The organism is Paenibacillus sp. FSL L8-0470, assembly GCF_038008625.1.
GTDB lineage: Bacteria > Bacillota > Bacilli > Paenibacillales > Paenibacillaceae > Paenibacillus_AQ.
The window spans coordinates 5,586,073-5,610,104 of record NZ_JBBOZM010000001.1 but is presented as its reverse complement, the minus strand read 5'-3'; the positions used below and the strand labels follow the sequence as shown (position 1 = coordinate 5,610,104).

The window sequence follows — 24,032 nt, the reverse complement described above, 5'->3', positions numbered from 1 at the left end:
TGTTGGGGTTGACACTGCAAGAAAGAATAGCCGAGGTCAAGGAACGTGTAGAACGGGCTTGCGCGGCAAGCGGCAGGGATGCAAGTGACGTCAAGGTTATCGCAGTGACGAAATATGTATCGCTGGAAACGGTATCCGCTGTACTGGAAGCGGGTCTTGAGGACATTGCCGAAAGCCGCTGGCAGAACGCCGAACATAAATGGAACGCCCTGGGCAACAAAGGCACATGGCATTTCATCGGTCATTTGCAGACCAATAAGGTAAAGGACGTTATCGGCAAATTTCAATATATACACTCTTTGGACCGGTTATCGCTGGCACAGGAATTGCACAAGAAGGCTGAAGCCGCCGGTATAGACGTAAACGTCTTCCTTCAGGTGAATATCTCGGGAGAAGATACGAAATTTGGTTTATCTGCTGAAGCGGTGCCTGAATTTTTGCGTGAAATCGCTCCTCTGCATAATGTGAAAGTAATCGGCCTTATGACGATGGCGCCTTATGAAGGGGATCCCGAGCTTACCCGCCCGGTCTTTCGCGGACTCCGCGAACTGCGCGATGCGCTCAATCTGCTAGCTTTGACACCTGAGCCTATACAAGAGCTGTCGATGGGAATGTCGAATGATTTTGAAGTGGCGATACAGGAAGGAGCCACCTGGGTGCGCCTGGGAACGGTATTAGTAGGTCATGAGGAGGGAGCTTGATGGGCGTGATGAACCGGTTTATGAGCTTTTTGGGCTTGCAGGAGGAAGAGGAAATTGTGGAGCGGGAGCAGATTTCCCGTGAAGAGGATGAATACGAGCCTGCCCCTGTAGAAAACCGCAAAAACCAGCGGGCCAACGTCGTCAGTATCCATTCGCAAAAAAATGTGAAGGTAGTGCTTTATGAGCCCCGTTCTTATGACGAGGCTCAGGAAATTGCCGACCATCTCCGTTCGCACCGCACGGTCGTAATTAATTTGCAGCGCGTGCGTAATGACCAGGCGATGCGGATTATTGATTTTCTCAGCGGAACTGTTTATGCCCTGGGTGGAGGAATCTCCAAAATTGGGGGCAATATATTTATGTGCACACCGGATACGGTCGAAATTCAAGGTTCCATATCGGAAATTCTGGGTGACGATCAAGACTACAACAGAATGAGGTGAACGGGCTTTGTCCCAAATCGATTTAATTATTAACTTGCTTTTCAAGATCTACTACTACATGATTTTTTTCTATATCCTCATGTCCTGGCTTCCCAATGTCCGTGACAATTTCATCGGAGAACTGCTCGGCAAGCTCGTGGAGCCTTATCTGAGTCCATTCCGCCGGATTATTCCGCCACTGTTCGGAACGATAGATATTTCCCCGATCATCGCGCTGATCGTGCTTCAATTTGCTCAAGGCGGTCTGCACTCCATTGTGGGCCTGCTGCTCCGTTAATGACATGAAGAATGAAATTTATGGTCATTTTCACCCTGACGAACGGCAATTTGTGGACAAGGCCTGGGAATGGGTCACTCATGCAGGAGAGTATCATGAGCTCAAGCTGACTGAGTTTCTCGATCCCCGTCAGGGCTATATTCTGCAGAGTCTTGTGAACCGTCATCCCGATGTTGCTGTAAGATGGGAGGGCGGCTCAGAAAATGCTGAGCGGAAGCGGGCAATAGTGGCACCCGATTACCGTGACCTTTCAGAAGAAGATATGGAACTCAAGGTGCTTGCCATCACCTCCGGGGAACAGAAGTTTTTAGCATTGGAGCATGGCGACTATATGGGTTCAATTCTTGGGCTGGGCATCAAAAGAGGCAAAATCGGCGATATACATGTGCTCGAGGATGGCTGTCATGTTGTAGTGGCAGCGGATATCGCTAATTTCCTGGACGTGAATTTAACAGGAGTGCACCGGATTAATGTCAGCACAGAGATTCTGCCGTTGTCCGGCTTGCGGAGCAGTGAGGTTAAACTTGAGATGATGGAGTTGACCGTGGCTTCCTTGCGGCTTGATGGGATCGCTGCGGATGTGACCCGGCTCAGCCGGAGCAAGATACTTGCCCCGATCAAAGCAGGAAGGGTCCGGGTGAACTGGAAGGTAGAGGAAGACCCCTCCTGTGGACTTAAAGACGGCGATATGGTCTCCATTCAAGGTTTTGGCCGGTTTAAGGTTCTGGAGATCGGAAGTTTGACGAAAAAAGGCCGTTACCGGGTTCAGGTTGGCAAATTTGTCTGAATCGTTTGCAGGAATCCGGATTTGCTTGTCGAAATTCATTATCTCTAGGGAAGCAAACATTTTGAAAGCTGGGCGCCGATACTTGTAGAAGAGGCGGATCCTTAAACGGCATTCGGAATGATAACCAGCCTTATTTTTCTTGCAGAAACACTTGCCGCTTTATCCAGGCAGGCATGTTCGTTTCTTCTTAAAGTACAGTCTTTCTTCTTTGTCTGCCGGGACAAATTATGTTTTATGGGCATAAGAGGTCCGAAATTTCTAGGAGGTGCACAGCATGCCATTAACGCCGCTCGATATACATAACAAGGAATTCTCCCGGAGAATCCGCGGTTATGATGAAGACGAGGTCAACGAATTTCTGGATCAGGTAATCAAGGATTACGAAAGTGTCATTCGTGAGAACAAGGAGCTGCACAATCAGCTATTGTCTATTCAAGAGCGCCTTGATCATTTTGTGAATATTGAAGAAAGCTTGTCCAAGACAATCATCGTCGCGCAGGAGGCGGCAGATGATGTCAAGAACAACTCCAAAAAGGAGTCACAGCTGATTATCAAGGAAGCGGAAAAGAACGCTGACCGGATTATCAACGAAGCGTTATCCAAATCCCGGAAAGTAGCGATTGAGACGGAAGAATTGCGTAAGCAAGCCTCCATCTACCGCACCCGTTTCCGGACTCTCGTCGAAGCACAGCTTGAACTGCTGTCCCAGGATGATTGGAACGCCCTGGAGAGCCGCGAGGTCAGCGAGAACGTGCTTTAACCTTCTGAAAAGCTGAGCATATCTTGTGAGATGAATATCTCTTGTTTCCGGCCACTGTTATACCGCGGCTATGAATATTGACATTTTGTCTTGAAACGTCTATAACTAAAACATATCTGTACCATTATCATTCGATGACGGGACAAGTACGATAAGGTTACGTTCTCCAGAGAGTCGGTGTTTGCTGCGAGCCGATTGTTCACACCTTGCCGGAAGATCTTCCCCTAGAAGCTGAGCTGAAGCGTTAATTCGTGCGTAAGTTGAGCCGTCTGCCGGACGTTATCCCGGACCCGCGCGTTTAGATTGTCTGCGCGGAACTGAGATTGTGCTGAATACACTCCCCCTGAGGATGTGCGTGAAGCGCAGAATTAGGGTGGTATCGCGAGCGTCGTCTCGCCCCTTTGGGGGTGGGATGGCGCTCGTTTTTGTTGTTGCGGGGTGCGATCCCCCTAAATCCCCCTTTCCAAGGGGGACCCCAAGGGCTGGCCGCCCTCTGGACACCTGCAACAAGGGCATTGTGCAGAGAGTGGCGTCCGCGGACGGGTAGGGATTTGTTCGACGGGGGAGCGGCCCTTCTTAGGCTCCCCTGGCGGGTACGCCTGCGGGGCCTTTCCTGCTCAAGAGCAAGAGCAAGGGCAAGAGCAAAGACATTTGGTCGGCTACGCCCCGCGCGGGCAACCCGACCCAGCGCTGCCCTGACGGGATCGCGGGCCGGGGGCCCAAGACTAGAACAAAGACGAGGGCGAGATCAAAGGCAAGAGCAGGAGCAGGAGCAAGAGCAAGAGCAAGAGCAAGAGCAAGGACAAGAGCAAGAGCAAGGGCAAGAGCAAGAGCAAAGACATTTGCGTCGGCTACGCCCCGCCGCGGGCAACCCGACCCAGCGCTGCCCTAACGGGATCGCGGGCCGGGGGCCCAAGACTAGAACAAAGACGAGGGCGAGATCAAAGGCAAGAGCAAGAGCAAGAGCAAGAGCAAAAACATTTGCGTCGGCTACGCCCCGCCGCGGGCAACCCGACCCAGCGCTGCCCTGACGGGATCGCGGGCCGGGGGCCCAAGACTAGAGCAAGGGCAAGGGCTTTAGCGGGCCCGAGCAGCTTTATAGACTAAACTAAGGAAGGATTGACCAGCAATGCAAAAAGTAGATGTCAAAGAAAAAGCGCGGGCAAGAGATGTCCGCATACTGAAGAAATGGAGCGATGAGAATACGTTCCGCAGATCCATGGAGAACCGCGAGGGCCGTCCGAACTATGTGTTCTATGAAGGACCTCCGACAGCTAACGGCGTACCGCATATCGGGCATGTGCTGGGCCGGGTCATCAAGGATTTCATCGGCCGCTACCAGACGATGAAGGGCTACCGCGTTGTGCGTAAAGCGGGCTGGGACACTCACGGCTTGCCGGTTGAACTCGGCGTGCAGAAGAAACTCGGAATCTCCGGCAAGCAGGAAATTGAAGAGTATGGCGTGGAAAAGTTCATCAAAGAGTGCAAAGAGAGCGTATTTGGCTACGAGAAGCAGTGGCGTGAGTTCACGGAAGCGATCGGTTACTGGACCGATCTGGATAATCCGTATGTGACGCTGGATAATACGTACATCGAAAGCGTGTGGAACATCCTGGCTACGGTGCATGAGAAAGGTCTGCTGTACCGCGGACACCGCGTCAGCCCGTATTGCCCGAGCTGCCAGACAACGCTAAGCTCCCATGAAGTGGCGCAGGGCTATAAGACGGTGAAGGACCTCAGTGCAACGGCCAAGTTCAAGCTGGATGGCAGCGGCGACTATGTGCTGGCCTGGACGACCACCCCTTGGACGCTTCCGGCGCATATGGCGCTGGCAATGAACCCGGAGATGGAATATGTCCGTGCGCAGCAGGAAGACGGCGTATACGTGCTGGCCAAGAACCTCGTGGAAGAGGTACTGAAAGGGAAGTATACGGTTCTTTCTACGCATAAAGGCTCTGACTTTATCGGTCAAAGCTATACCCCGCCGTTTAGCTATATCGAGGCGGAGAAACATAATGTGATTGTTAGTGCATCCTTCGTAACGGATTCCAGCGGTACAGGGATCGTGCATATGGCTCCGGCACATGGTGAGGATGACTATAAGAGCTGCCGCGACAACGGCATCAGCTTTGTTAATGTGGTGGATACTTCCGGTAAATACATTGACGTGGTAAGTGATTTTGCCGGACGGTTTGTGAAAGATTGTGATTTAGACATCATCAAGGCGTTGTCCGAAAAAGGACTGCTGTACAATAAAGAGAAATACGAGCACAGCTATCCGTTCTGCTGGCGCTGCGATACTCCGCTGCTGTATTATGCGACAGACAGCTGGTTCATCAAAACGACAGCGATCAAAGATCAGCTGATCGCCAACAACAACAACGTGGACTGGTATCCTGACCATGTGCGCGAAGGCCGCTTCGGCAAGTTCCTGGAAGAACTGGTGGACTGGAATATCAGCCGCAACCGCTACTGGGGCACACCGCTGAATGTCTGGGTTTGCCAGGACACCGGCAAAGAATTTGCGCCGCACAGCATCGCAGAACTCCGCTCGATGGCGATCGGCGAAGTCGCTGAGGATATCGAGCTGCATAAGCCATATGTAGACAATATCAAGCTGCGCAGCCCGTTCAGCGAAGGCGGCGTGATGGTGCGTACTTCTGAGGTCATCGACGTATGGTTTGACAGCGGCTCGATGCCGTTTGCCCAAAGCCACTATCCGTTCGAGAATGAAGACAGATTCGCCGACCAGTATCCGGCAGATATGATCTGTGAAGGAATTGACCAGACACGCGGCTGGTTCTACAGCCTGCTTGCGGTATCGACGTTGTTCAAGGGCAAAGCGCCTTACAAGGCAGTTATTGCCCACGGCCACATCTTCGATGAGAACGGCCAAAAAATGTCCAAATCCAAAGGCAATGTTATTGACCCTTGGGAAATCATGAACGAATACGGCACCGATGCCTTCCGCTGGGCGATTCTGTCCGACAGTGCGCCGTGGAATAACAAACGTTTCTCCCGCGGTCTGGTTGGTGAGACCAAATCCAAGGTTGTGGATACGCTCGTCAACACGCATGCGTTCCTGACGCTCTATGCCGGCATTGACGGGTACGACCCTGCAGAGCATCCATTCAAAGTATCGGGGCATAAGCTCGACCGCTGGATTCTCTCCCGCTTGAACAGTCTGATTCTAGTTGTGGAAAAAGGCCTCGCCATCAACGACTTCGTCAATTCGTCCAAAGCAATTGAGAACTTCGTGGATGAACTGAGCAACTGGTATATCCGCCGCTCACGCGACCGGTTCTGGGGCAGCGGGCTTGACGAAGAGAAGCTGGATGCCTACCGTACGCTGACACATGTGCTGCTCACAACGGCTACGCTGATGGCACCGTTCACACCGATGCTGTCGGAAGATATCTATATGAACCTTGGCGGCGGGGAAAGTGTGCATTTGGCGGATTATCCGGCTGCCGACGAGAGTCTGATCGATCTTGAGCTGGAGCGGGATATGGAGAGTGCCAGAGGCATTGTCGAGCTTGCCCGCAACGTGCGCAACGAGGCTGGCATCAAGACACGCCAGCCGCTGTCCGAGCTGATCGTTTCCCTGGACCGCAGCTTTGATGTAACGGATTATGAAGAGATCATCAAGGATGAGATCAATGTCAAAGAAATTGTGCTGGAGAACAGCGACAGCGGGTTTGTTGATTTCACGCTGAAGCTGAACCTTAAGGTAGCCGGTAAAAAATACGGCAAGAGTGTAGGCTTCCTGCAAGGCTACCTGAAAGGGATGAACAGCGACGCTACCCGCAAAGCGGTACAGGACGGTGTGATTGCCATCGTGTCGCCGGAAGGGGAAGAACTGCAGATTACTGCCGAGGAGCTGCTTGTTGAGAAGCAGGCCAAACCAGGTTTTGCATCAGCTTCCGGTTACGGTCTCACGGTAGCGCTGAACACGGAAATCACTCCTGAACTTGAGCAGGAAGGCTGGGTCCGTGAAATTATCCGTTCAGTTCAGGATTACCGCAAACGCCTGGATCTGGCGATCGAGAAACGGATCGCGCTCACGCTGCAGCTGGATGATGAACTGAAAGCGGCTGTGACTGCTTTTGAACATGTACTGCGTGAAAATGTGCTTGTGACTACCGTTGAGTTTGACGGAGTGCATCCATTTGAAACGGTGGATGCCGGCGGCAGATCCATTGGAATCCATATCGGAGCCTAAAGAGAAGCTAAATGCTGATCCCCGTATCGCTTGTCTCCAAATGACATATACTAGCGGCATAAGAAGAAACGTCCAGGCCTTTAGCATCGGGCAGGGGCTTTCGAGATTGGCGGTATATGCACTGCTGATCAGAAAGCCGTTTCTGCGGAAATATGAGGATCATTACTGAGAACCTTATATTTATGCGCAAAATGACGAGCCCCGTGTTCGGGGAGAGATTGCCTCTCCCCGAACCGGGCTCATTTATTTTGTGGACGTTAGGGAAGGAGCAGGAGTGTTTTGGAGGGTCGGGAAGAAGGAAGCAAAGCCTCCGGGCAGCAGAGAGAAATCTCCGCCGCAACAGGCAAGGGTAGCGGACCGGATCAGGCTCCGGATTTCAAACGGGAAGCTGAAGCGGGAGCAGAGGCCCTTTCCCCGGATGAGAAATTGAGCGCGGTATACCGGCTGACATTGGGGCTGGCCCGGGAGATGGAGAAATCGCGGATTGCTGAATATACACAGCTGCTGCATTCGCCCTGGCGGCTGATCTGGCTGAACATAATATCAGGAATAGCGCGCGGGGTGGGGGTTGCCCTCGGATTCACTTTTTTTGCGGCGACGATCATTTATGTACTGCAGATGCTGGGGGCACTCAACCTGCCGATTATCGGAGATTATATTGCAGATATTGTGCGGATCGTACAGCACCAGCTGGAGCTTAAGACTTTTTAGGGATTAGAGAATCATTGATCTGGCATGTGTACCTAAAAAAGGAGCAGCATATGGCTACTCCCTTTCCTTTTTAGCGGACGGATCCAGCAGGTAGCTGCCTTCCTCGGTGTCCATGTAATGACGGTAACTGGTTCCTTTAATGATGGTTAAATGGTTCCCGGCGATATCGGTCGCCACAAAGTTCTCCCACGGCTCCACGAAGCCTTCGGTTTCGTCGGCCTCAATCTCCATATCGTTGTAAGAGCCGATATCATTGCCTTCGGCCATGGCCGGGGAGTTGGAGCTGCCCCAGCTTTCGACGATCTGCCAGGCATCTTCGCCGTCAAAACCGTTTTGCTCTTCGCGTTCGTCAAGGCTGGTGCGTCCAAAAGGCGGGAACAGCAGCTCTTCTTCGACCGGCCGGGTAAACGGGGCGTTCTGGCGTGGGGCATGCTCCTTGCTGTATCTGGTGGATGGAAGGGCTGAGAGGCGCTCATATGGAATCGGATTACCGCTGGCAATACAAATCCCGTAGGTGCCTTCATCCATGGCCTGCAGAGCGGCTTCGATATCGTCCAATTCATGCTCGTCGCGTTCCAGCAGGGAAATATCTATCGAGCGGTTATACAGCTCAGTGGCGGCATCGCCGGGATGGTTGTCGATTTCGGACAATTCCCCGGTTGTATCGCGCATGGCTTCCTGCAGACCGTAATGCTCGTTATTTTGCAGCCTGTGGCGGATTTCCTCCTGCTGCTGCAGCAGCGCTGCCCGCAGCTGCGAGAGCTGCTGTGATGTCAGATGGCTCATAGGCGAGTGCTCCTTTCAGATGCTTTTGTCATAACGTACGCTTCCCGGCATTCCTGCCGGTTCGTTCTTTGATAGCTTGACCGGAGAAGCGTCTTTTTAGCGATGGTAAATAGTCCCCCCGGCCTTAAAAGGGTTATACGGTCCGCAATAGACGGCTTCTTGAGGCCTGTGCTACAATATACAAGTCTTTATTCAGTATTTGTACCGCTATCACGCGGGAAAAATAAGAACGGAGTGACAACTTCTGTGGTGTACTATCTGATTGCGCTAATTGTGTTTTTGATTGACCAGGGTACCAAATATGTGATTGCTACCCGGCTGGAGCTCGGCGAGCAGATTCCGGTCATAAACGACTTCTTCATTATTACCTCCCACCGCAATAGTGGAGCCGCTTTCGGAATTCTTGAAGGACAGCAATGGTTTTTCTTTATAGTTACGGTTGTTGTTGTCGTCGGAATTGTCTGGTATATGAACAAGGCCAAAGCCTCGCGGAAGCTGCTTCCTACCGCTCTGGCATTGGTGCTGGGCGGAGCTATAGGCAACTTTTTGGACCGGATGCTTAACGGTGAGGTTGTCGACTTCCTGATGTTCAACTTCGGAAGCTACACCTTCCCCATTTTTAATGTTGCCGACTCCTGCATCGTGATTGGGGTTGGACTGATTATTCTCGATACACTGCTGGATATGAAGAGCGGGGACGAAATCATCGAAGTTAAGGAATCAAAGGAAGTAAAAGAAGGGAATGAATGATTTGAACAAGGACGTCAATGAGCAGGCAGGTGCAATTGCCTTCGAAGAAGAAAGGGACGTCACGGAGTGGATTGTTTCTGGAGAGAATGCCCGGGAGCGGGTTGATAAATATATTACGGAGGCCTGGGAAGAAGAAATTTCACGCTCTCAGGTACAGCTGTGGATCAGCAGCGGACATGTTAAGGTTAACGGTTCTCCGGTTAAGGCCAACTATAAGCTGAATGAAGGCGATGTTATCGCTGTTACGGTTCCAGAGGCTGAAGTTACCGATCTGATTGCGGAGGATATCCCGCTTGAAGTGGTCTACGAGGACAGCGATGTTATTGTAATCAATAAGCCGCGCGGCATGGTCGTGCATCCGGCAGCAGGGCATCCGTCCGGTACACTGGTCAATGCGCTGATGTTTCATTGCAAAGATCTGTCCGGCATCAATGGCGAGATTCGTCCCGGGATTGTTCACCGCATTGATAAAGATACTTCCGGTCTGATTATGGCAGCTAAAAATGATGCCAGTCATGCTTCACTCGCTGCCCAGCTTAAAGAGCACAGTGTAACACGCCGCTACATCGCAGTGGTGCATGGTAACCTGGCCCATAGCCAGGGAACCGTAGACGCCCCGATTGGCCGTGACCCGCATGACCGCAAGCTGTACACGGTAACCGAGAAAAACAGCAAACGTTCCGTGACCCATTTTACCGTGCTGGAACGCTTTGGCGACTGCACACTGCTGGAACTGCAGCTGGAGACCGGACGGACGCATCAGATCCGCGTGCATATGAAGTTTATCGGGCATCCGCTGGTCGGTGATCCGGTATACGGGCGCAGCAAGGGGATTATGATGAACGGACAGGCTCTGCATGCCGCCGTACTGGGCTTTAAGCATCCTTCCACGGGTGAGTATATGGAGTTCAGCAGACCGATTCCGGCAGATATGGAAGAAGTGCTGTTTACGCTGCGCAGCAGATAAGTACAAATGAAGTGATCATAAATCCATGGTTTTGGAGACGATTTTGCTTCATATTTAATGATATATTTAATAATAGCCAGGAGATGAGAACAAAATTATGAGTATCGAACAGTATCAAGAGACTTTCATTCAGACTAATTTTGCGGACCGCATCGGCGGTGCGAACTACGGCAAAGATACAGCCATTTACAAATTCGAGAAAATCAAACGCGCCAAAGCATCGGCGAAACAGGATTTTCCTAATATTGAATTGATTGATATGGGCGTCGGCGAACCTGACGAGATGGCGGATGAAGGCATTGTTGCAAGACTTGCCATTGAAGCGGCCAAAGAAGAAAATCGCGGCTATTCCGACAACGGAATTCCTGAATTCAAAGCTGCCGCTGCAGCTTACCTGAAGGATGTATTTCGTGTAGAGGGGATCGACCCTGTAAACGAGGTTGTGCATTCCATCGGTTCGAAGCCGGCATTAGCCATGCTGCCATCCTGCTTCATCAATCCGGGCGACATCACCATTATGACGGTTCCGGGTTATCCGGTACTGGGTACCCACACCAAATATTTGGGTGGACAAGTCTATACGGTGGAACTCAAGAGAGAGAACAACTTTCTGCCTGATCTGAATTCCATTCCGGAAGATATCGCCCGCAAAGCGAAGCTGCTCTACCTGAACTATCCGAATAATCCTACGGGTGCCAGCGCAACTCCTGAATTTTTCAGCGCCGTTGTAGACTGGGCCAAAAAATATGACGTCGTAGTCATCCATGATGCTCCGTATGCAGCGCTGACTTATGACGGTGTGAAGCCGCTGAGCTTCCTGTCCGTACCCGGCGCAAAGGATGTCGGCGTAGAATTGCACTCGCTCTCCAAGTCTTACAACATGACAGGCTGGAGAATCGGCTTCGTTGCCGGCAACCCGCTGGTCGTGAAAGCATTCAGCGATGTGAAGGACAACAATGACTCCGGCCAGTTCATCGCGATTCAAAAGGCTGCCGCCTACGGTCTGGAACACCCTGAGATTACTGAAGCGATTGCTGCCAAGTATTCCCGCCGCCACAACATGCTGGTGGACGCGCTGAACAGCCTGGGCTTCAAGGCAGAGAAACCGAAAGGTTCTTTCTTCCTTTATGTAGCTGCACCAAAGGGTATCAAAGGCGGACGCCGTTTCGAATCCGGCGAAGATTTCTCGCAGTTCCTGATCCGCGAGAAGCTGATCTCCACCGTGCCTTGGGATGATGCAGGTCCATTCGTACGTTTCTCCGTGACCTTTATCGCCAAAGGTGAAGAGGAAGAGAAACGTGTAATCTCCGAAATTCAAAGACGCCTCAGCGACGTTGAATTTGAATTCTAAACTAACGGGCAACAAGAAGCCGCCGCAGAGAAATCTGCGGCGGCTTCTTAGTGCAGCACGCTCAAGACGGGCGGTAAGATTTTCTGTGAAATTTGTTAATATAACGGAATAAGGACTCCCCGTTATCTTCGGCAGCAACCCCCTGCTTCAGCGGGCGCAGCATTGCCTGATACGGCTCCGGCACCCAAATATATTGATGGATATACGGTGTCAGCTTGAAACCGTTCTGTTCCCAGAAATGAATACGCTCAAGATGCGCAGCTGTATTTCCGGCTTCCACTTCAATGATGATTCCACCGGCCTTATGCACTTGTTCAGCCCAGTGAATGATTTTTTCCAGAAACAATGAGCCGAGGCCTTCTCCGCGTGACTTCTTGGCAACTGCCAGATAGTCAATGATAAGCCGCTTGTCGGCCGTCCCTCCAACCATCCCGGTTACAGCCATTGCTACAATATGTCCATCAGCTAAGCCAGCATGCAAATACGCTATTCCTCTGTCCAGCATATTGTGTATTATTCCTGCCGGTTTAGCTCCACTTGGAAAAGCCTCCAGGTACATGGGTTCAATTAACTCCCATAAGCTATCATTCCAATGCGCAGCTGTGATAAATTCCAGTTCCATTATCAGTCGCCTCCGGTCTTCATCATATCAAAGACGAACAGTTGCAGCTATTACAGCAGCTGGCGTTCTTTTTGCTTCTTTCTTTTAAACTGAAAAATTTCACGTTTAGGTGGAAGCTGCGGAGGGAATTTTGGAACTGTAGGAGCGAATGTGTTCGCCTTTGTCACCGGATTTCCACCGCATATAGCGGGTAAAATCAAGAAATCTGGTGACAACAGCGGCCGGAAGTCCAAACATTCACCGTAGTTACGTCCTCGACCAAAATGGGTAAATCTTAAATTGAATCTATATAGCAGCGGTATCAATCAAGAAATCCAAATCTAACAGCGGCCGAAAGTCCAAACATTCCCGCAGCCTGCGTCCTCTCACCTATACAATCTAATATTTTCAGTTCCACTGCCTCCCATTTGACACAAGCCATGACTTCTGTCATAATTCTGTTAAATGAATATGCGCCTTTAATTCAGTCCCGTGAGGCTGGCAAGGTAACGTGAATCGAGGTTCGCGACTTAAGGAAGGAATCCGTATGAGTACGGAGGGTCTTTTTATGCGCGCGGACACGCCATCTTTTTGAATCTGCGGATTTCACTCCTTGCCTGCTTTGGGCAAGGAGTTTTTTGATTTCCGGGAGCTTGAACGGGCGTACAAGCAGGAGGATGACGGATTATGGTTACTGAGAAAAATGTCATTATGGATGAAACGGCAATTCGCCGCGCGCTGTCGCGCATTGCCCATGAGATTTTGGAGAAAAACAAAGGTATCGAGAATTGTCTGCTGGTAGGCATCCGGACACGCGGCATTTACCTGGCCCAGCGGATCGCAGAACGTATCAAGGAAATTGAAGGTGTTGATATTCCTTACGGCGAGCTGGACATCACACATTACCGCGATGACCGCGAAGAGATGGATCGGGCGGTAGTGAAGAGCTACCTGACCCTGCCGGAAGGAGTCAGCGGCATCCACGACAAAAAAGTGATTTTGTTCGACGATGTGCTGTACACCGGACGCACAATCCGCGCGGCGATGGATGCCCTGATGGATTGCGGACGGCCAAGGATGATCCAACTCGCTGTACTGGCTGACCGTGGACACCGGGAGCTTCCGATCCGTCCGGATTACATCGGCAAGAACGTACCTACCTCCAGGCATGAGCAGATCGAAGTGGCGCTGACCGAATTCGACGGCAAGGATGAAGTTTACATTATTTCAAACCGGGAGGAACGATAACAATGATGACGGCAACCAAGGTGAAGGAACGCAGTCTGCTGGGGATTAAAGAGCTGGACAGCTCGGAAATCCGTGAGTTATTGGAGAGAACAGCGTACTGGGACAATCAGGCCGAGAAGCTGACCCCGGTACTGAGATCACATTTTGTTGCCAACATGTTTTTTGAGAACAGCACGCGCACCCGCTTTTCCTTCGAAATGGCCGAGAAACGCCTTGGCGTTCAGGTGCTGAATTTCACGGCTGCGGCTTCCAGTGTAGAAAAAGGCGAGTCGATCTACGATACAGTACGCACACTGGAATCAATGGGGATCGATGCCGGAGTTGTGCGTTTGAAGCCTGCGGGCGTGCTGCAGCAGCTGGCCGAGAAGGTGTCCATTCCGCTGATTAATGCCGGAGACGGCAATAACGAGCATCCGACGCAAGCGCTGCTGGACCTGTATACAATGAGCAAAAATTTTGGCGGGCTGAAGGGCCTCAAAGTTTCGATTATCGGGGATATTATGCATAGCCGGGTTGCACGCTCGAACCTCTGGGGATTGACAAAAATGGGGGCCAAGGTGCAGTTCTGCGCACCGGAGAATATGCAGGCGCCGGAACTTGCTGCCTACGCTCCTTATGTGAGTATGGAAGAAGCGCTTCAGGCTGATGTGGTCATGATGCTGCGGGTTCAGCTTGAGCGCCATGCATCCGGAATACTGCTGTCTGCTGAGGAATACCGGAAACAGTATGGATTGACGGAAGAACGGGCGGCCCGGCTCGATAAGAACACGATCATTATGCATCCGGCTCCGGTGAACCGCAACGTAGAGATTGATGACGCAGTGGTCGAAAGCAGCCAGTCGCGGATTTTTCCGCAGATGTCCAACGGCGTGCCTGTACGGATGGCTGTGATGGAGAGAGCCCTTCAATAAGAACTCTTCAAGTTAAAAAAAGCTGACATAAACACACTAATAAATATACACAAAGTTGAATTTTTATTATATAATAATCAGAGAGCTTGCGGCTGCGGCCTGCAGGTAAAAGGAGAATCATAACCGTGATCATAAGAAACGCCAGCGTGCTCAACCAGGAAGGCGAGTTAGAGACTAGACATATCGTAGTTCAGGACGGCATAATTTCCGCAATTGAGAGTAATCTGGATGTGCTCGACGAATCCGCTGAAATCATAGAAGCCGAAGGCAAACTGCTGATCCCGGGACTGATTGATATGCATGTGCATCTCCGCGAGCCTGGCTTTGAGCATAAGGAAACGGTAGAAACCGGAGCACGTTCGGCTGCCAAGGGCGGATTTACTACTATCGCCTGCATGCCGAATACACGCCCGGTAACGGACAGTCCGGAAATCGTACAGTTTGTGAAGGACAAAGCGCGCGAAGCCGGACTGGTGAAGGTGCTCCCTTATGCGGCGATCACGAAAAATGAGCTGGGACGCGAGCTGACCGATTTTGCCGCACTTAAGGAAGCTGGAGCCATTGGTTTCACGGACGACGGAGTAGGCGTACAGACTGCCCAGATGATGAAGGATGCTATGAAATTGGCTGCCGGGCTAGATATGCCTGTAATCGCGCATTGCGAGGACGATTCGCTGGTTGAGGGCTGTGCGGTAAACGAAGGCAAGTTCGCAACCGCGCATGGCCTTAAAGGCATCCCGAACGAGTCGGAAGCGATCCATGTCGGACGCGATATCCTGCTGGCTGAAGCAACCGGTGTTCATTATCATGTCTGCCACGTCAGCACAGAACAATCGGTGCGGCTGATCCGCCAGGCCAAACAAATCGGCATCAAGGTGACCGCGGAGGTATGTCCGCATCATCTGCTGCTGTCAGAGGATGACATTCCGGGCATGGATGCCAATTGGAAAATGAACCCGCCGCTGCGTTCGCGCCGCGACGTGGAAGCCTGCATCGAGGGTCTGCTGGACGGGACGCTGGATATCATCGTGACCGATCATGCGCCGCATAGTGAAGAAGAGAAAGCGAAAGGCATGCAGCTTGCACCGTTTGGTATTGTCGGATTTGAGACAGCATTCCCGCTGCTCTACACCACTTTTGTGGCAACCGGCAAATGGGATCTGTCCCTGCTGGTGCAGCGGATGACCGCTGATCCGGCCCGGGTGTTCCGGCTGAATACAGGCCATCTAACGGTTGGGGCCCCTGCCGATTTGACGCTGATCGACCTCAAGGAGGAGCAGGAAGTAGATCCGGCTTCATTTGCCAGCAAAGGACGCAACACTCCTTTTGCCGGATGGAAGCTTAAAGGCTGGCCGGTTATGACATGGGTAGACGGCACAGCGGTTTGGACTAAAGCTAATTAATGAACTGGTGGAGCGAAGATGCCGGCTGTATGGGGCAAGGTGAACATGCGGCGGCATTTTGGCGCGTTACACTCCGCTAATGATGCAAGGCATAGAATCAGACTACAGAAACAAGAAGGAGTGGATGGGAATGCAGGCGAGATTGCTGCTACAGGACGGAACGCTGTTTACAGGCACCGCATTTGGCGCTGAAGGCGAAAAGACGGGCGAGGTTGTTTTTAACACAGGAATTACGGGATATCAGGAGGTGCTGTCGGACCCTTCGTACTGCGGGCAAATCGTCACCATGACTTATCCGCTGATCGGAAATTACGGCATTACCCGTGATGATTTCGAATCTGTGCGTCCTTTTGTACACGGCTTTGTTGTACGCCGCCATGAGGAAGTGCCAAGCAACTGGCGCGCCGAATACAGCGTGGATGACCTGCTGAAGGAATATGGCATTCCCGGAATCAGCGAGATCGACACGCGGATGCTGACCCGCATTATCCGCCACCACGGTACGATGAAGGCCATTCTAACCACTTCCAACAAACGTGTGGAGGAGCTCATGGAAATGATGGGCGACACGACCATTGAGGAGCTGCGCAATCAGGTAGCCCGGACATCTACAACCAAAACGTACAGCAGCCCGGGGAACAAAGAACGGATCGTGCTGGTCGATTACGGCGCGAAGACCGGTATCCTGCGCGAACTGAACAGCCGCGGCTGTGATGTTGTAGTGGTGCCGCATGATGTGACTGCAGATGAGATCCGCCGCCTGAACCCGGATGGCATTCAGCTCTCCAACGGCCCTGGGGACCCTAAAGACGTGCCGTATGCCGTCAACACGATCTCCGAGCTGCTCGGCGAATACCCGATCTTCGGCATCTGCCTGGGTCACCAATTGTTCGCCCTGGCTTGCGGCGCCGACACAGAGAAGCTTAAATTCGGCCACCGTGGCGGGAATCACCCGGTAAAGGAACTGGAAAGCGGACGCTGCTTCATTACCTCGCAGAACCATGGCTACACAGTTAACGAGGATTCAGTTGTCAATACCGAGCTTGAGGTTACACATATCAACAACAATGATAAGACAGTCGAAGGACTCAAACATACCCGCTACCCCGCATTTTCGGTGCAGTACCATCCGGAGGCGGCGCCGGGACCGCATGACAGCAGCTATTTGTTCGACCGTTTCCTGCAAATGATTGCTGATCACAAAGCGAAAACGCCAGCAGGCTCACGCCAGGCCCAGCTTGCCGCAAATGCCAGAATCACGGCACCACAACCCAAAGCACAGCTTGAAGCCGTGAAAGGAGCTCTATAACATGCCAAAGAACGATAAACTTAAAAAGATTCTCGTCATCGGCTCCGGCCCGATTGTCATCGGCCAGGCTGCCGAGTTTGACTATGCAGGAACACAGGCCTGCCAGGCACTCAAAGAAGAAGGCGTGGAGGTAGTGCTGATCAACAGCAACCCGGCCACGATCATGACCGATACCAATATGGCCGACAAGGTATACATCGAGCCGATTACACTTGAGTTTGTTACGGCGATTATCCGCCAGGAACGCCCGGATGGCCTGCTGCCGACACTGGGCGGACAGACCGGCCTGAACATGGCCGTGGAACTGGCCCGCGCAGGTGTGCTGCAGTCGGAGAACGTGAAGCTGCTGGGCACACAGCTGGAATCCATCGAGAAGGCAGAAGACCGTGATTTGTTCCGCGATCTGATGCGCGAGCTGGATCAGCCAGTACCAGAGAGCACGATTATCACCACTGTGGAAGAAGCGATGGGTTTTGCCGCAGGAATCGGCTATCCGCTGATCGTTCGTCCAGCCTATACGCTCGGTGGAACCGGCGGCGGCATTTGCGACAACGAGGAAGAGCTGCGTGAAACCGTCAAAGCGGGTATCCGTTACAGCCCGATCGGTCAATGTCTGGTGGAGAAAAGCATCGCCGGCATGAAGGAAGTTGAATATGAGGTTATGCGGGACGCGAACGACAACTGTATCGTTGTCTGCAACATGGAGAACTTTGATCCTGTCGGTGTACATACTGGCGACAGTATCGTTGTGGCACCGAGTCAGACGTTGTCCGACCGCGAATACCAAATGCTGCGCAGCGCGTCACTCAAGATCATCCGTGCGCTGAATATCGAAGGCGGCTGCAACGTGCAGTTCGCGCTTGATCCGCAAAGCTATCAATATTATGTCATTGAAGTAAATCCCCGGGTCAGCCGTTCCTCGGCGCTGGCGTCGAAGGCGACCGGTTACCCGATTGCCAAAATGGCAGCCAAAATCGCTCTCGGCTACACGCTGGATGAAATCGTTAACCCGGTTACAGGACAGACCTACGCCTGCTTCGAGCCAACACTGGACTATATCGTCAGCAAAATTCCGCGTTGGCCGTTTGACAAGTTCACATCGGCGAACCGTAAACTGGGCACGCAGATGAAAGCGACCGGCGAAGTCATGGCGATTGGCCGTACCTTTGAAGAATCGATTCATAAAGCAGTCCGTTCCCTGGAAATCGGTGTCCACCGTTTCCGTCTGCCGGGCGCAGAGCAGCTGGAAGACAGCGTGCTGCGGGATCGTCTTGCCAAAGCGGATGACGAGCGGCTGTTCCTGATCGCGGAAGCGTTCCGCCGCGGCTACGGCCTGCAGGAGATTCAGGATATCACCAGCATTGATTGGTGGTTCCTGTCCAAGATTGAAGGCCTGGTGAACTTCGAGGATGTGCTGCGCAGTGAAGAGACGCTGAGTGCCGAAACCTTGTATCAAGCGAAACGCAAAGGTTTCACTGACCGGGCAATTGCCGAGATCCGGGCGGAAGGCCGGCCGGGCGGAGCTCAGACGAAGGAAGTGGATGTTCGTGCTATGCGCCTTGCGCAGGGACTAACTCCGGTCTTCAAAATGGTAGATACATGCGCGGCTGAGTTCGAAGCATCTACACCTTACTACTACTCCACTTATGAGACGGAGAATGAGGTTATCCATTCCGACAAGCAGAAGGTTATCGTGCTCGGGTCCGGACCTATCCGGATCGGTCAGGGGATTGAATTCGATTATAGTACCGTACATGCGGTCTGGGCGATCCAGAAAGCCGGATATGAAGCTGTAATCATCAACAACAACCCTGAAACGGTATCGACCGACTTTAACACCTCGGACCGGCTCTATTTTGAACCGTTATTCTTCGAGGATGTCATGAATGTCATCGCCCAGGAGAATCCGATTGGCGTTATCGTCCAGTTCGGAGGACAAACTGCTATTAACCTTGCTGCGCCGCTGGCTGCAGCCGGTGTAAATATTCTCGGTACCAGTCTGGAAAGCATCGACGAAGCTGAAAACCGCAAGAAATTCGAAGCGCTTCTGGCCCGTCTGAATATTGCACAACCTAAAGGCAAGACGGTAACCGATGTGAGTCAAGCCGTAGAAACAGCTCAATCGCTGGGATATCCGGTACTCGTACGTCCTTCCTATGTACTGGGTGGCCGTGCAATGGAGATTGTCTACAACGATGCGGAATTGCTGAGCTACATGGTTGAAGCGGTGAAGGTGAATCCGGAGCATCCGGTGCTGATCGACCGCTACATGCTGGGCAAAGAGGTCGAGGTTGACGCGATTTGCGACGGCGAGACCGTGGTCATCCCTGGTATTATGGAGCATGTAGAACGTGCGGGTGTCCACTCCGGTGACTCCATCGCTGTCTACCCGCCGCAATATCTGGATGAAGGCCTGAAGCAGAAAATAAGCGAAATCACGATCAAGATAGCCAAGGAACTGAAAACGATTGGCCTTGTCAACATCCAGTTCGTCATTTACCAGAATGAAGTATATGTGATCGAAGTGAATCCGCGCTCTTCGCGTACGGTTCCTTTCCTGAGCAAGGTAACCGGCATTCCTATGGCCCATCTGGCTACCAAGATCATTCTTGGCGGCAAGCTGAAAGACGATGGCTACACCGAAGGCCTCTGGCCGGAAAGCGACTATGTGTCGGTAAAAGTGCCGGTGTTCTCTTTTGCCAAGCTGCGCAGAGTAGAGCCTACCTTAGGGCCGGAAATGAAGTCGACCGGCGAAGTCATGGGCCGCGACAAGCTGTATGCCAAAGCGCTCTATAAAGGTCTGATCGGAGCAGGCATGAAAATTCCGGCAACCGGAGCAATCATCGTTACGGTAGCAGACAAAGACAAAGCTGAGGCAGTTGAGCTGATGAAGGGCTTCCACGCCATGGGCTACAAAATCATTGCCACCGGCGGCACGGCGCATGCCCTTGAGCAGGCAGGCCTGAACGTGATGAATGTCAACAAGCTGGATGAAGGAGAGCCGACAATCCTTGATCTGATCCGCGGTGGTCAGGCCAACTTTGTCTTCAATACGCTGACTAAAGGTAAAACGCCGGAGCGTGACGGCTTCCGCATCCGCCGTGAAGCGGTAGAGAACGGTGTCGTATGTATGACCTCACTGGATACGGTAACGGCGCTGCTGATCATGCTGCAGACGATCAACTTCTCGTCCCAGTCCATGCCCGCTTTTGTCGGACAATAACCTATAGATGTATGAGTAGCCCTTTCGGGCATGCCACAGGAACGGTTTGCGTTATCGCAGACCGTTCCGCTATGCCCGGGGACCCGGTAACTGTTAAAAAATGACCAAAGGAGCTGATCCGTACGTGAAACAGATGGACCCACAGCAGCTTGAACACGAGAATGTCGGAGAAATCACCAGACGGGATGAAATGGCTGAGCGGTTGATGATTGCCCTGGATTATCCTGATGCAGCGCAAGCGAGACTGCTCATTGAGAAGCTGGAAGGCATTCCTTGTTACATGAAGGTTGGAATGCAGCTGTTCTATGCAGCCGGACCAGACTTCATCAGAGAACTGAAGGCCCGCGGTTATTCTGTGTTCGTCGATGTCAAAATGCATGATATCCCCAATACGGTGCGGGGTGGGGCGGAGAGCCTTACGATGCTCGGTGTGGATATGTTCAACGTACACGCCTCCGGCGGCTCGGCTATGATGGCTGCCGCGCTGGACGGGGCTGCCCAGGCGGTCAGCCTGCACCCGTCCCTGAGAATGCCGCTGATTATCGCAGTGACACAGCTCACGAGCACCAGTCAGGCAGTGATGAACAGCGAGATTGGCATTGCCGGGAATGTAGCGGACACCGTGGTGCGTTACGCCAAGCTGGCGGCTGAGGCCGGCCTGCACGGTGTGGTAGCTTCACCTAAGGAGTCGGCGGCGATCTCTGACGCGTGCGGCCCGGAGTTCCGCACGGTTACCCCGGGCATTCGTCCGGCAGGGTCTTCCCTGGACGATCAGTCCCGGGTGATGACGCCGGGACAAGCTATCCGGCAAGGCAGCCACTACCTTGTAGTGGGCCGGCCTATTACGGCTGCGGCGGATCCGCGCGCAGCCGCACTATCTATTATTGAGGAGATGACTCAAGCATGAGCACATTATCGAATAAAAGCCAGCAAGTCGCCAGCTATCTGCTGGAGATTGGGGCAGTGGCGCTGCGTCCGCAGGAGCCTTTTACCTGGACCTCCGGCATCAAGTCGCCGATCTATTGCGACAATCGACTGACCTTATCTTTCCCGGCAGTTCGCGGCTACATTGCCAATGGCTTCGCAGAGCTGATCAGAGCCAGCTATCCGGACGCTGAAGTGATTGCGGGCACAGCCACTGCGGGGATTCCGCATGCGGCCTGGGTGGCCGACAAGCTGGATCTGCCGATGGCATATATCCGCGACAAAGCGAAAGGCCACGGCAAACAGAACCAGATCGAAGGGATTATCTCTCCCGGACAGAAGGTCATTGTGATTGAGGACCTGATTTCTACCGGCGGTAGCTCGATTAAGGCGGCGCAGGCCGTACAGGAAGCCGGAGGAGAGGTGCTGGCCGTGCTGGCCATCTTCAGCTATGAGCTGGACCGGGCCACTGAGGCATTTGCGGCAGCTGGTGTGCCGCTGCAAAGCTTGTCCAACTACAGCACATTGATTGATGTAGCACTGAGTCAAGGCACAATCGCTGACAGCGATGTAGCGCTGCTGCAGTCCTGGCGCAAAGATCCGGCCTCGTTCGGCGTGTAGCAGAATTGTATCCGGCAATGTTTCTCAGGGGCTGTCCCAAAAGGGATAGCCCTCTGTTTTTAAGTGGGATCGACGCGAGCACTTGGGTGGACGCTCCGCGGACGGACCGTTGTTCCAATCGCTGTTGTCCCCAGATTTTTATTTATTCTCCTTAGCGGTGAAAATCCGGGGACAAAGGCGACCGCTACCGCTTTTCCACAATCGTTCCGTCCTCTCCGCTGTTTAAGCGGAAAATGGGTCTGCAATCTTTAAAAAATGCAAAAAAAGAAACCATCCTTTGGTAAAATGGAGTTACCACACACCATTTCAAAGGAGAGGTTTCTTTTGTACATTCAATATACCATGGACCAACTTTGCTTGCCAATGGATCTGGAAGAAGATATTCCAGAACATCACCTCGTTCGTATCGTCAATGCCGCCGTTAACCGGCTGGACGACGGCATTTTTGACGCGGCCTACCCGGGTGGTGGCCGTGACAGCTACCATCCTAAAATGCTGACCAAAGTCATTATTTACGCCTACACGCAGCGCATCTATTCCTCTCGCCAAATCGCCAAATCCATTCGGGAGAACATCCCCTTCATGTGGCTCGCCGGTCGGCAGCGGCCAGACTTTCGAACGTTGAATCGATTTCGTTCCCAGCGGATGAAGAACGTTCTCGAAACCGTATTTACCGCCGTGCTTCAGTTTCTAGCTGACGAAAAATACGTTTCCCTGGAGCATTACTTTGTGGACGGAACCAAAATCGAGGCGAACGCCAATCGTTACACGTTTGTTTGGGGGAAAGCCGTCAGTAAACACAAAGTCAAAGACATTGAAACGGCAGAAGAACAGGAAGAACAAGAGAATTCAGGCAAAGACCTGGCTGAACTCGGCACAGATTCCGAAGTGAGCAGCGTGAAACTTGAACAGGTGGTGCAAAAGCTCGAAGCTCAGCTGGCCCAAAAACCGAAAGACAAGCCCTTAAAAAAGGCTGTTCGGACGCTGCGCAAGGATTGGCTTCCCCGACTGCTGAAGTACGAACAATACCAAAAACTGCTTGGTGAGCGGAACAGTTTCAGCAAGACAGATCCAGATGCAACGTTTATGCGGATGAAAGAAGACCACATGCGAAATGGCCAGCTGAAACCGGGATACAATGTGCAAATCGGGACCGAAAACCAATTTATTTTAGCCTACAGTTTACACCAAAGACCGACCGACACCCGCTGTTTACAGCCGCATATGGAAAAAGCGCAGCAGATCCTCGGAAAACTGCCAAAGACAGTCATTGCGGATGCAGGCTACGGCAGCGAAGAAAACTACGCCTATCTGGAAAAGAAAGAGATTCAGGCGGTGGTGAAGTACGGCAGCTACCACAAGGAAAAGAGCAAAGCCTGCAAAGCGAATGTTGGTAAAATTGAGAACTGGACATACGATGCAGCCGAGGATCACTGGACGTGCCCTGCCGGGAAAATGCTGCATTTCCGCAGAGAAAGTAAGGAAAACTCACAGAGTGGATATGAAATTCACAAACGTCATTACCGAAGTCAGAGCTGCGAGGGCTGTCCGCTGAAGGAACGCTGCACGAAGGCAGCCGGAGATCGGGAAGTGGTTGTTAGTTTGGAACGACTGCGTTACCAAAAGCAGGCTCGTGAGATCTTACGAAGTGAGGAAGGTTACGCCCTGGCGGTACGCCGAATGACGGAACCGGAAAGTGTATTTGGACAACTGAAAAATAACCGGGGCTTCCGGCGCTTTCTGCTTCGCGGCATGGAAAAATTGACGCTTGAAGTCGGGTGGCTTTCGCTTGCCCACAATTTACTGAAGCGAGCAGCCATAGACCAAAACATAGAGCAGCACTCCTCCAATAACAGGAGGTGTGCTGCTCTGTTGGTTTTTATGCTTTTGAAATTGAAGGTGGCCTGTCTCAGCTCGTAGAAAATCTACTTTTGGGACAGCCCCTGCTGTTTTTTTATTGGCGGATACCGTATTCTGCGGCTTATATTTTATAAACTGGGCATGATAACTTCAGGGAAGGAAGACATCCATTATCGT

The 24,032-nt window shown here is 52.3% G+C and carries 19 protein-coding genes and 1 pseudogene; 18 read left to right on the top strand and 2 right to left on the bottom strand.

The window, feature by feature from the left end; all coding sequences use genetic code 11:
- Positions 1–8 precede the first annotated feature (8 nt).
- The 7 genes from NST99_RS25670 to NST99_RS25640 all read left to right on the top strand — a co-directional run bounded on the left by NST99_RS25670 (position 9) and on the right by NST99_RS25640 (position 7,901).
- Positions 9–701, top strand: coding sequence for a YggS family pyridoxal phosphate-dependent enzyme (locus NST99_RS25670; RefSeq protein ID WP_341097756.1), 693 nt, complete (start codon positions 9–11; stop codon positions 699–701).
- Positions 701–1,144 carry a cell division protein SepF gene (locus NST99_RS25665; protein WP_341095420.1) on the top strand — a complete coding sequence of 148 codons (444 nt, stop codon included), beginning with the start codon at positions 701–703 and terminating at the stop codon, positions 1,142–1,144. The genes NST99_RS25670 and NST99_RS25665 overlap by 1 nt, the downstream gene beginning before the upstream one ends.
- Positions 1,145–1,151: 7 nt before the next feature.
- The gene (locus NST99_RS25660) at positions 1,152–1,421 is read left to right on the top strand and encodes a YggT family protein (RefSeq protein WP_341095418.1); all 270 of its coding nucleotides are present in this window, start codon (positions 1,152–1,154) and stop codon (positions 1,419–1,421) included.
- A gap of 4 nt (positions 1,422–1,425) precedes the next feature.
- Positions 1,426–2,208, top strand: coding sequence for a YlmH family RNA-binding protein (locus NST99_RS25655; protein WP_341095416.1), 783 nt, complete (start codon positions 1,426–1,428; stop codon positions 2,206–2,208).
- A 274-nt stretch (positions 2,209–2,482) separates the two neighbouring features.
- Positions 2,483–2,968, top strand: coding sequence for a DivIVA domain-containing protein (locus tag NST99_RS25650; protein ID WP_038595344.1), 486 nt, complete (start codon positions 2,483–2,485; stop codon positions 2,966–2,968).
- Between the two features lie 1,129 nt (positions 2,969–4,097).
- Positions 4,098–7,190 (top strand): isoleucine--tRNA ligase, encoded by a 3,093-nt coding sequence (gene ileS, locus NST99_RS25645; protein WP_341095414.1) that lies wholly within the window; start codon positions 4,098–4,100, stop codon positions 7,188–7,190.
- A gap of 327 nt (positions 7,191–7,517) precedes the next feature.
- Positions 7,518–7,901: a DUF5665 domain-containing protein gene (locus tag NST99_RS25640; protein WP_445745045.1), complete on the top strand. Its 384-nt coding sequence runs from the start codon at positions 7,518–7,520 to the stop codon at positions 7,899–7,901.
- A 54-nt stretch (positions 7,902–7,955) separates the two neighbouring features.
- Here NST99_RS25640 and NST99_RS25635 read toward each other — a convergent pair whose 3' ends face one another.
- On the bottom strand, positions 7,956–8,687 hold the full coding sequence (locus NST99_RS25635) for a TraR/DksA C4-type zinc finger protein (RefSeq protein WP_341095410.1): 732 nt from the start codon (positions 8,685–8,687) through the stop codon (positions 7,956–7,958).
- 246 nt (positions 8,688–8,933) lie between these two features.
- Between NST99_RS25635 and lspA the strand changes: the two genes are divergently transcribed.
- The 3 genes from lspA to NST99_RS25620 all read left to right on the top strand — a co-directional run bounded on the left by lspA (position 8,934) and on the right by NST99_RS25620 (position 11,755).
- Positions 8,934–9,437, top strand: coding sequence for a signal peptidase II (gene lspA / locus NST99_RS25630; protein WP_076109056.1), 504 nt, complete (start codon positions 8,934–8,936; stop codon positions 9,435–9,437).
- Positions 9,430–10,404: an RluA family pseudouridine synthase gene (locus NST99_RS25625; protein WP_341095408.1), complete on the top strand. Its 975-nt coding sequence runs from the start codon at positions 9,430–9,432 to the stop codon at positions 10,402–10,404. The genes lspA and NST99_RS25625 overlap by 8 nt, the downstream gene beginning before the upstream one ends.
- A 97-nt stretch (positions 10,405–10,501) precedes the next feature.
- Positions 10,502–11,755, top strand: a complete 1,254-nt coding sequence (locus NST99_RS25620; protein ID WP_341095406.1) for an LL-diaminopimelate aminotransferase — start codon at positions 10,502–10,504, stop codon at positions 11,753–11,755.
- 61 nt (positions 11,756–11,816) lie between these two features.
- Here the strand turns inward: NST99_RS25620 and NST99_RS25615 are convergent, their stop codons facing one another.
- Positions 11,817–12,377: a GNAT family N-acetyltransferase gene (locus NST99_RS25615; RefSeq protein ID WP_341095404.1), complete on the bottom strand. Its 561-nt coding sequence runs from the start codon at positions 12,375–12,377 to the stop codon at positions 11,817–11,819.
- Positions 12,378–13,043: 666 nt separating this feature from the next.
- On the opposite strand from NST99_RS25615, the gene pyrR reads away from it, so the two are divergent.
- The 8 genes and pseudogenes from pyrR to NST99_RS25575 all read left to right on the top strand — a co-directional run.
- Positions 13,044–13,604, top strand: coding sequence for a bifunctional pyr operon transcriptional regulator/uracil phosphoribosyltransferase PyrR (pyrR, locus tag NST99_RS25610; protein WP_341095403.1), 561 nt, complete (start codon positions 13,044–13,046; stop codon positions 13,602–13,604).
- A gap of 2 nt (positions 13,605–13,606) precedes the next feature.
- Positions 13,607–14,515 (top strand): aspartate carbamoyltransferase catalytic subunit, encoded by a 909-nt coding sequence (locus NST99_RS25605; RefSeq protein ID WP_341095401.1) that lies wholly within the window; start codon positions 13,607–13,609, stop codon positions 14,513–14,515.
- A 125-nt stretch (positions 14,516–14,640) separates the two neighbouring features.
- A complete protein-coding gene (locus NST99_RS25600) occupies positions 14,641–15,918 on the top strand; it encodes a dihydroorotase (protein ID WP_445744991.1) in 1,278 nt (425 codons plus the stop codon).
- A 130-nt stretch (positions 15,919–16,048) separates the two neighbouring features.
- The gene (carA, locus tag NST99_RS25595) at positions 16,049–17,227 is read left to right on the top strand and encodes a glutamine-hydrolyzing carbamoyl-phosphate synthase small subunit (RefSeq protein ID WP_076109061.1); all 1,179 of its coding nucleotides are present in this window, start codon (positions 16,049–16,051) and stop codon (positions 17,225–17,227) included.
- Between the two features lies 1 nt (position 17,228).
- Complete coding sequence (gene carB, locus NST99_RS25590) at positions 17,229–20,450, top strand: carbamoyl-phosphate synthase large subunit (RefSeq protein WP_341095399.1); 3,222 nt, start codon at positions 17,229–17,231, stop codon at positions 20,448–20,450.
- 133 nt (positions 20,451–20,583) lie between these two features.
- Positions 20,584–21,357, top strand: coding sequence for an orotidine-5'-phosphate decarboxylase (gene pyrF / locus NST99_RS25585; RefSeq protein ID WP_341097754.1), 774 nt, complete (start codon positions 20,584–20,586; stop codon positions 21,355–21,357).
- A complete protein-coding gene (pyrE, locus tag NST99_RS25580) occupies positions 21,354–21,995 on the top strand; it encodes an orotate phosphoribosyltransferase (protein WP_341095398.1) in 642 nt (213 codons plus the stop codon). The genes pyrF and pyrE overlap by 4 nt, the downstream gene beginning before the upstream one ends.
- A gap of 324 nt (positions 21,996–22,319) precedes the next feature.
- A pseudogene (locus tag NST99_RS25575) lies at positions 22,320–23,822 on the top strand (IS1182 family transposase); the annotation flags it as partial.
- Between the last annotated feature and the right edge of the window lie 210 nt (positions 23,823–24,032).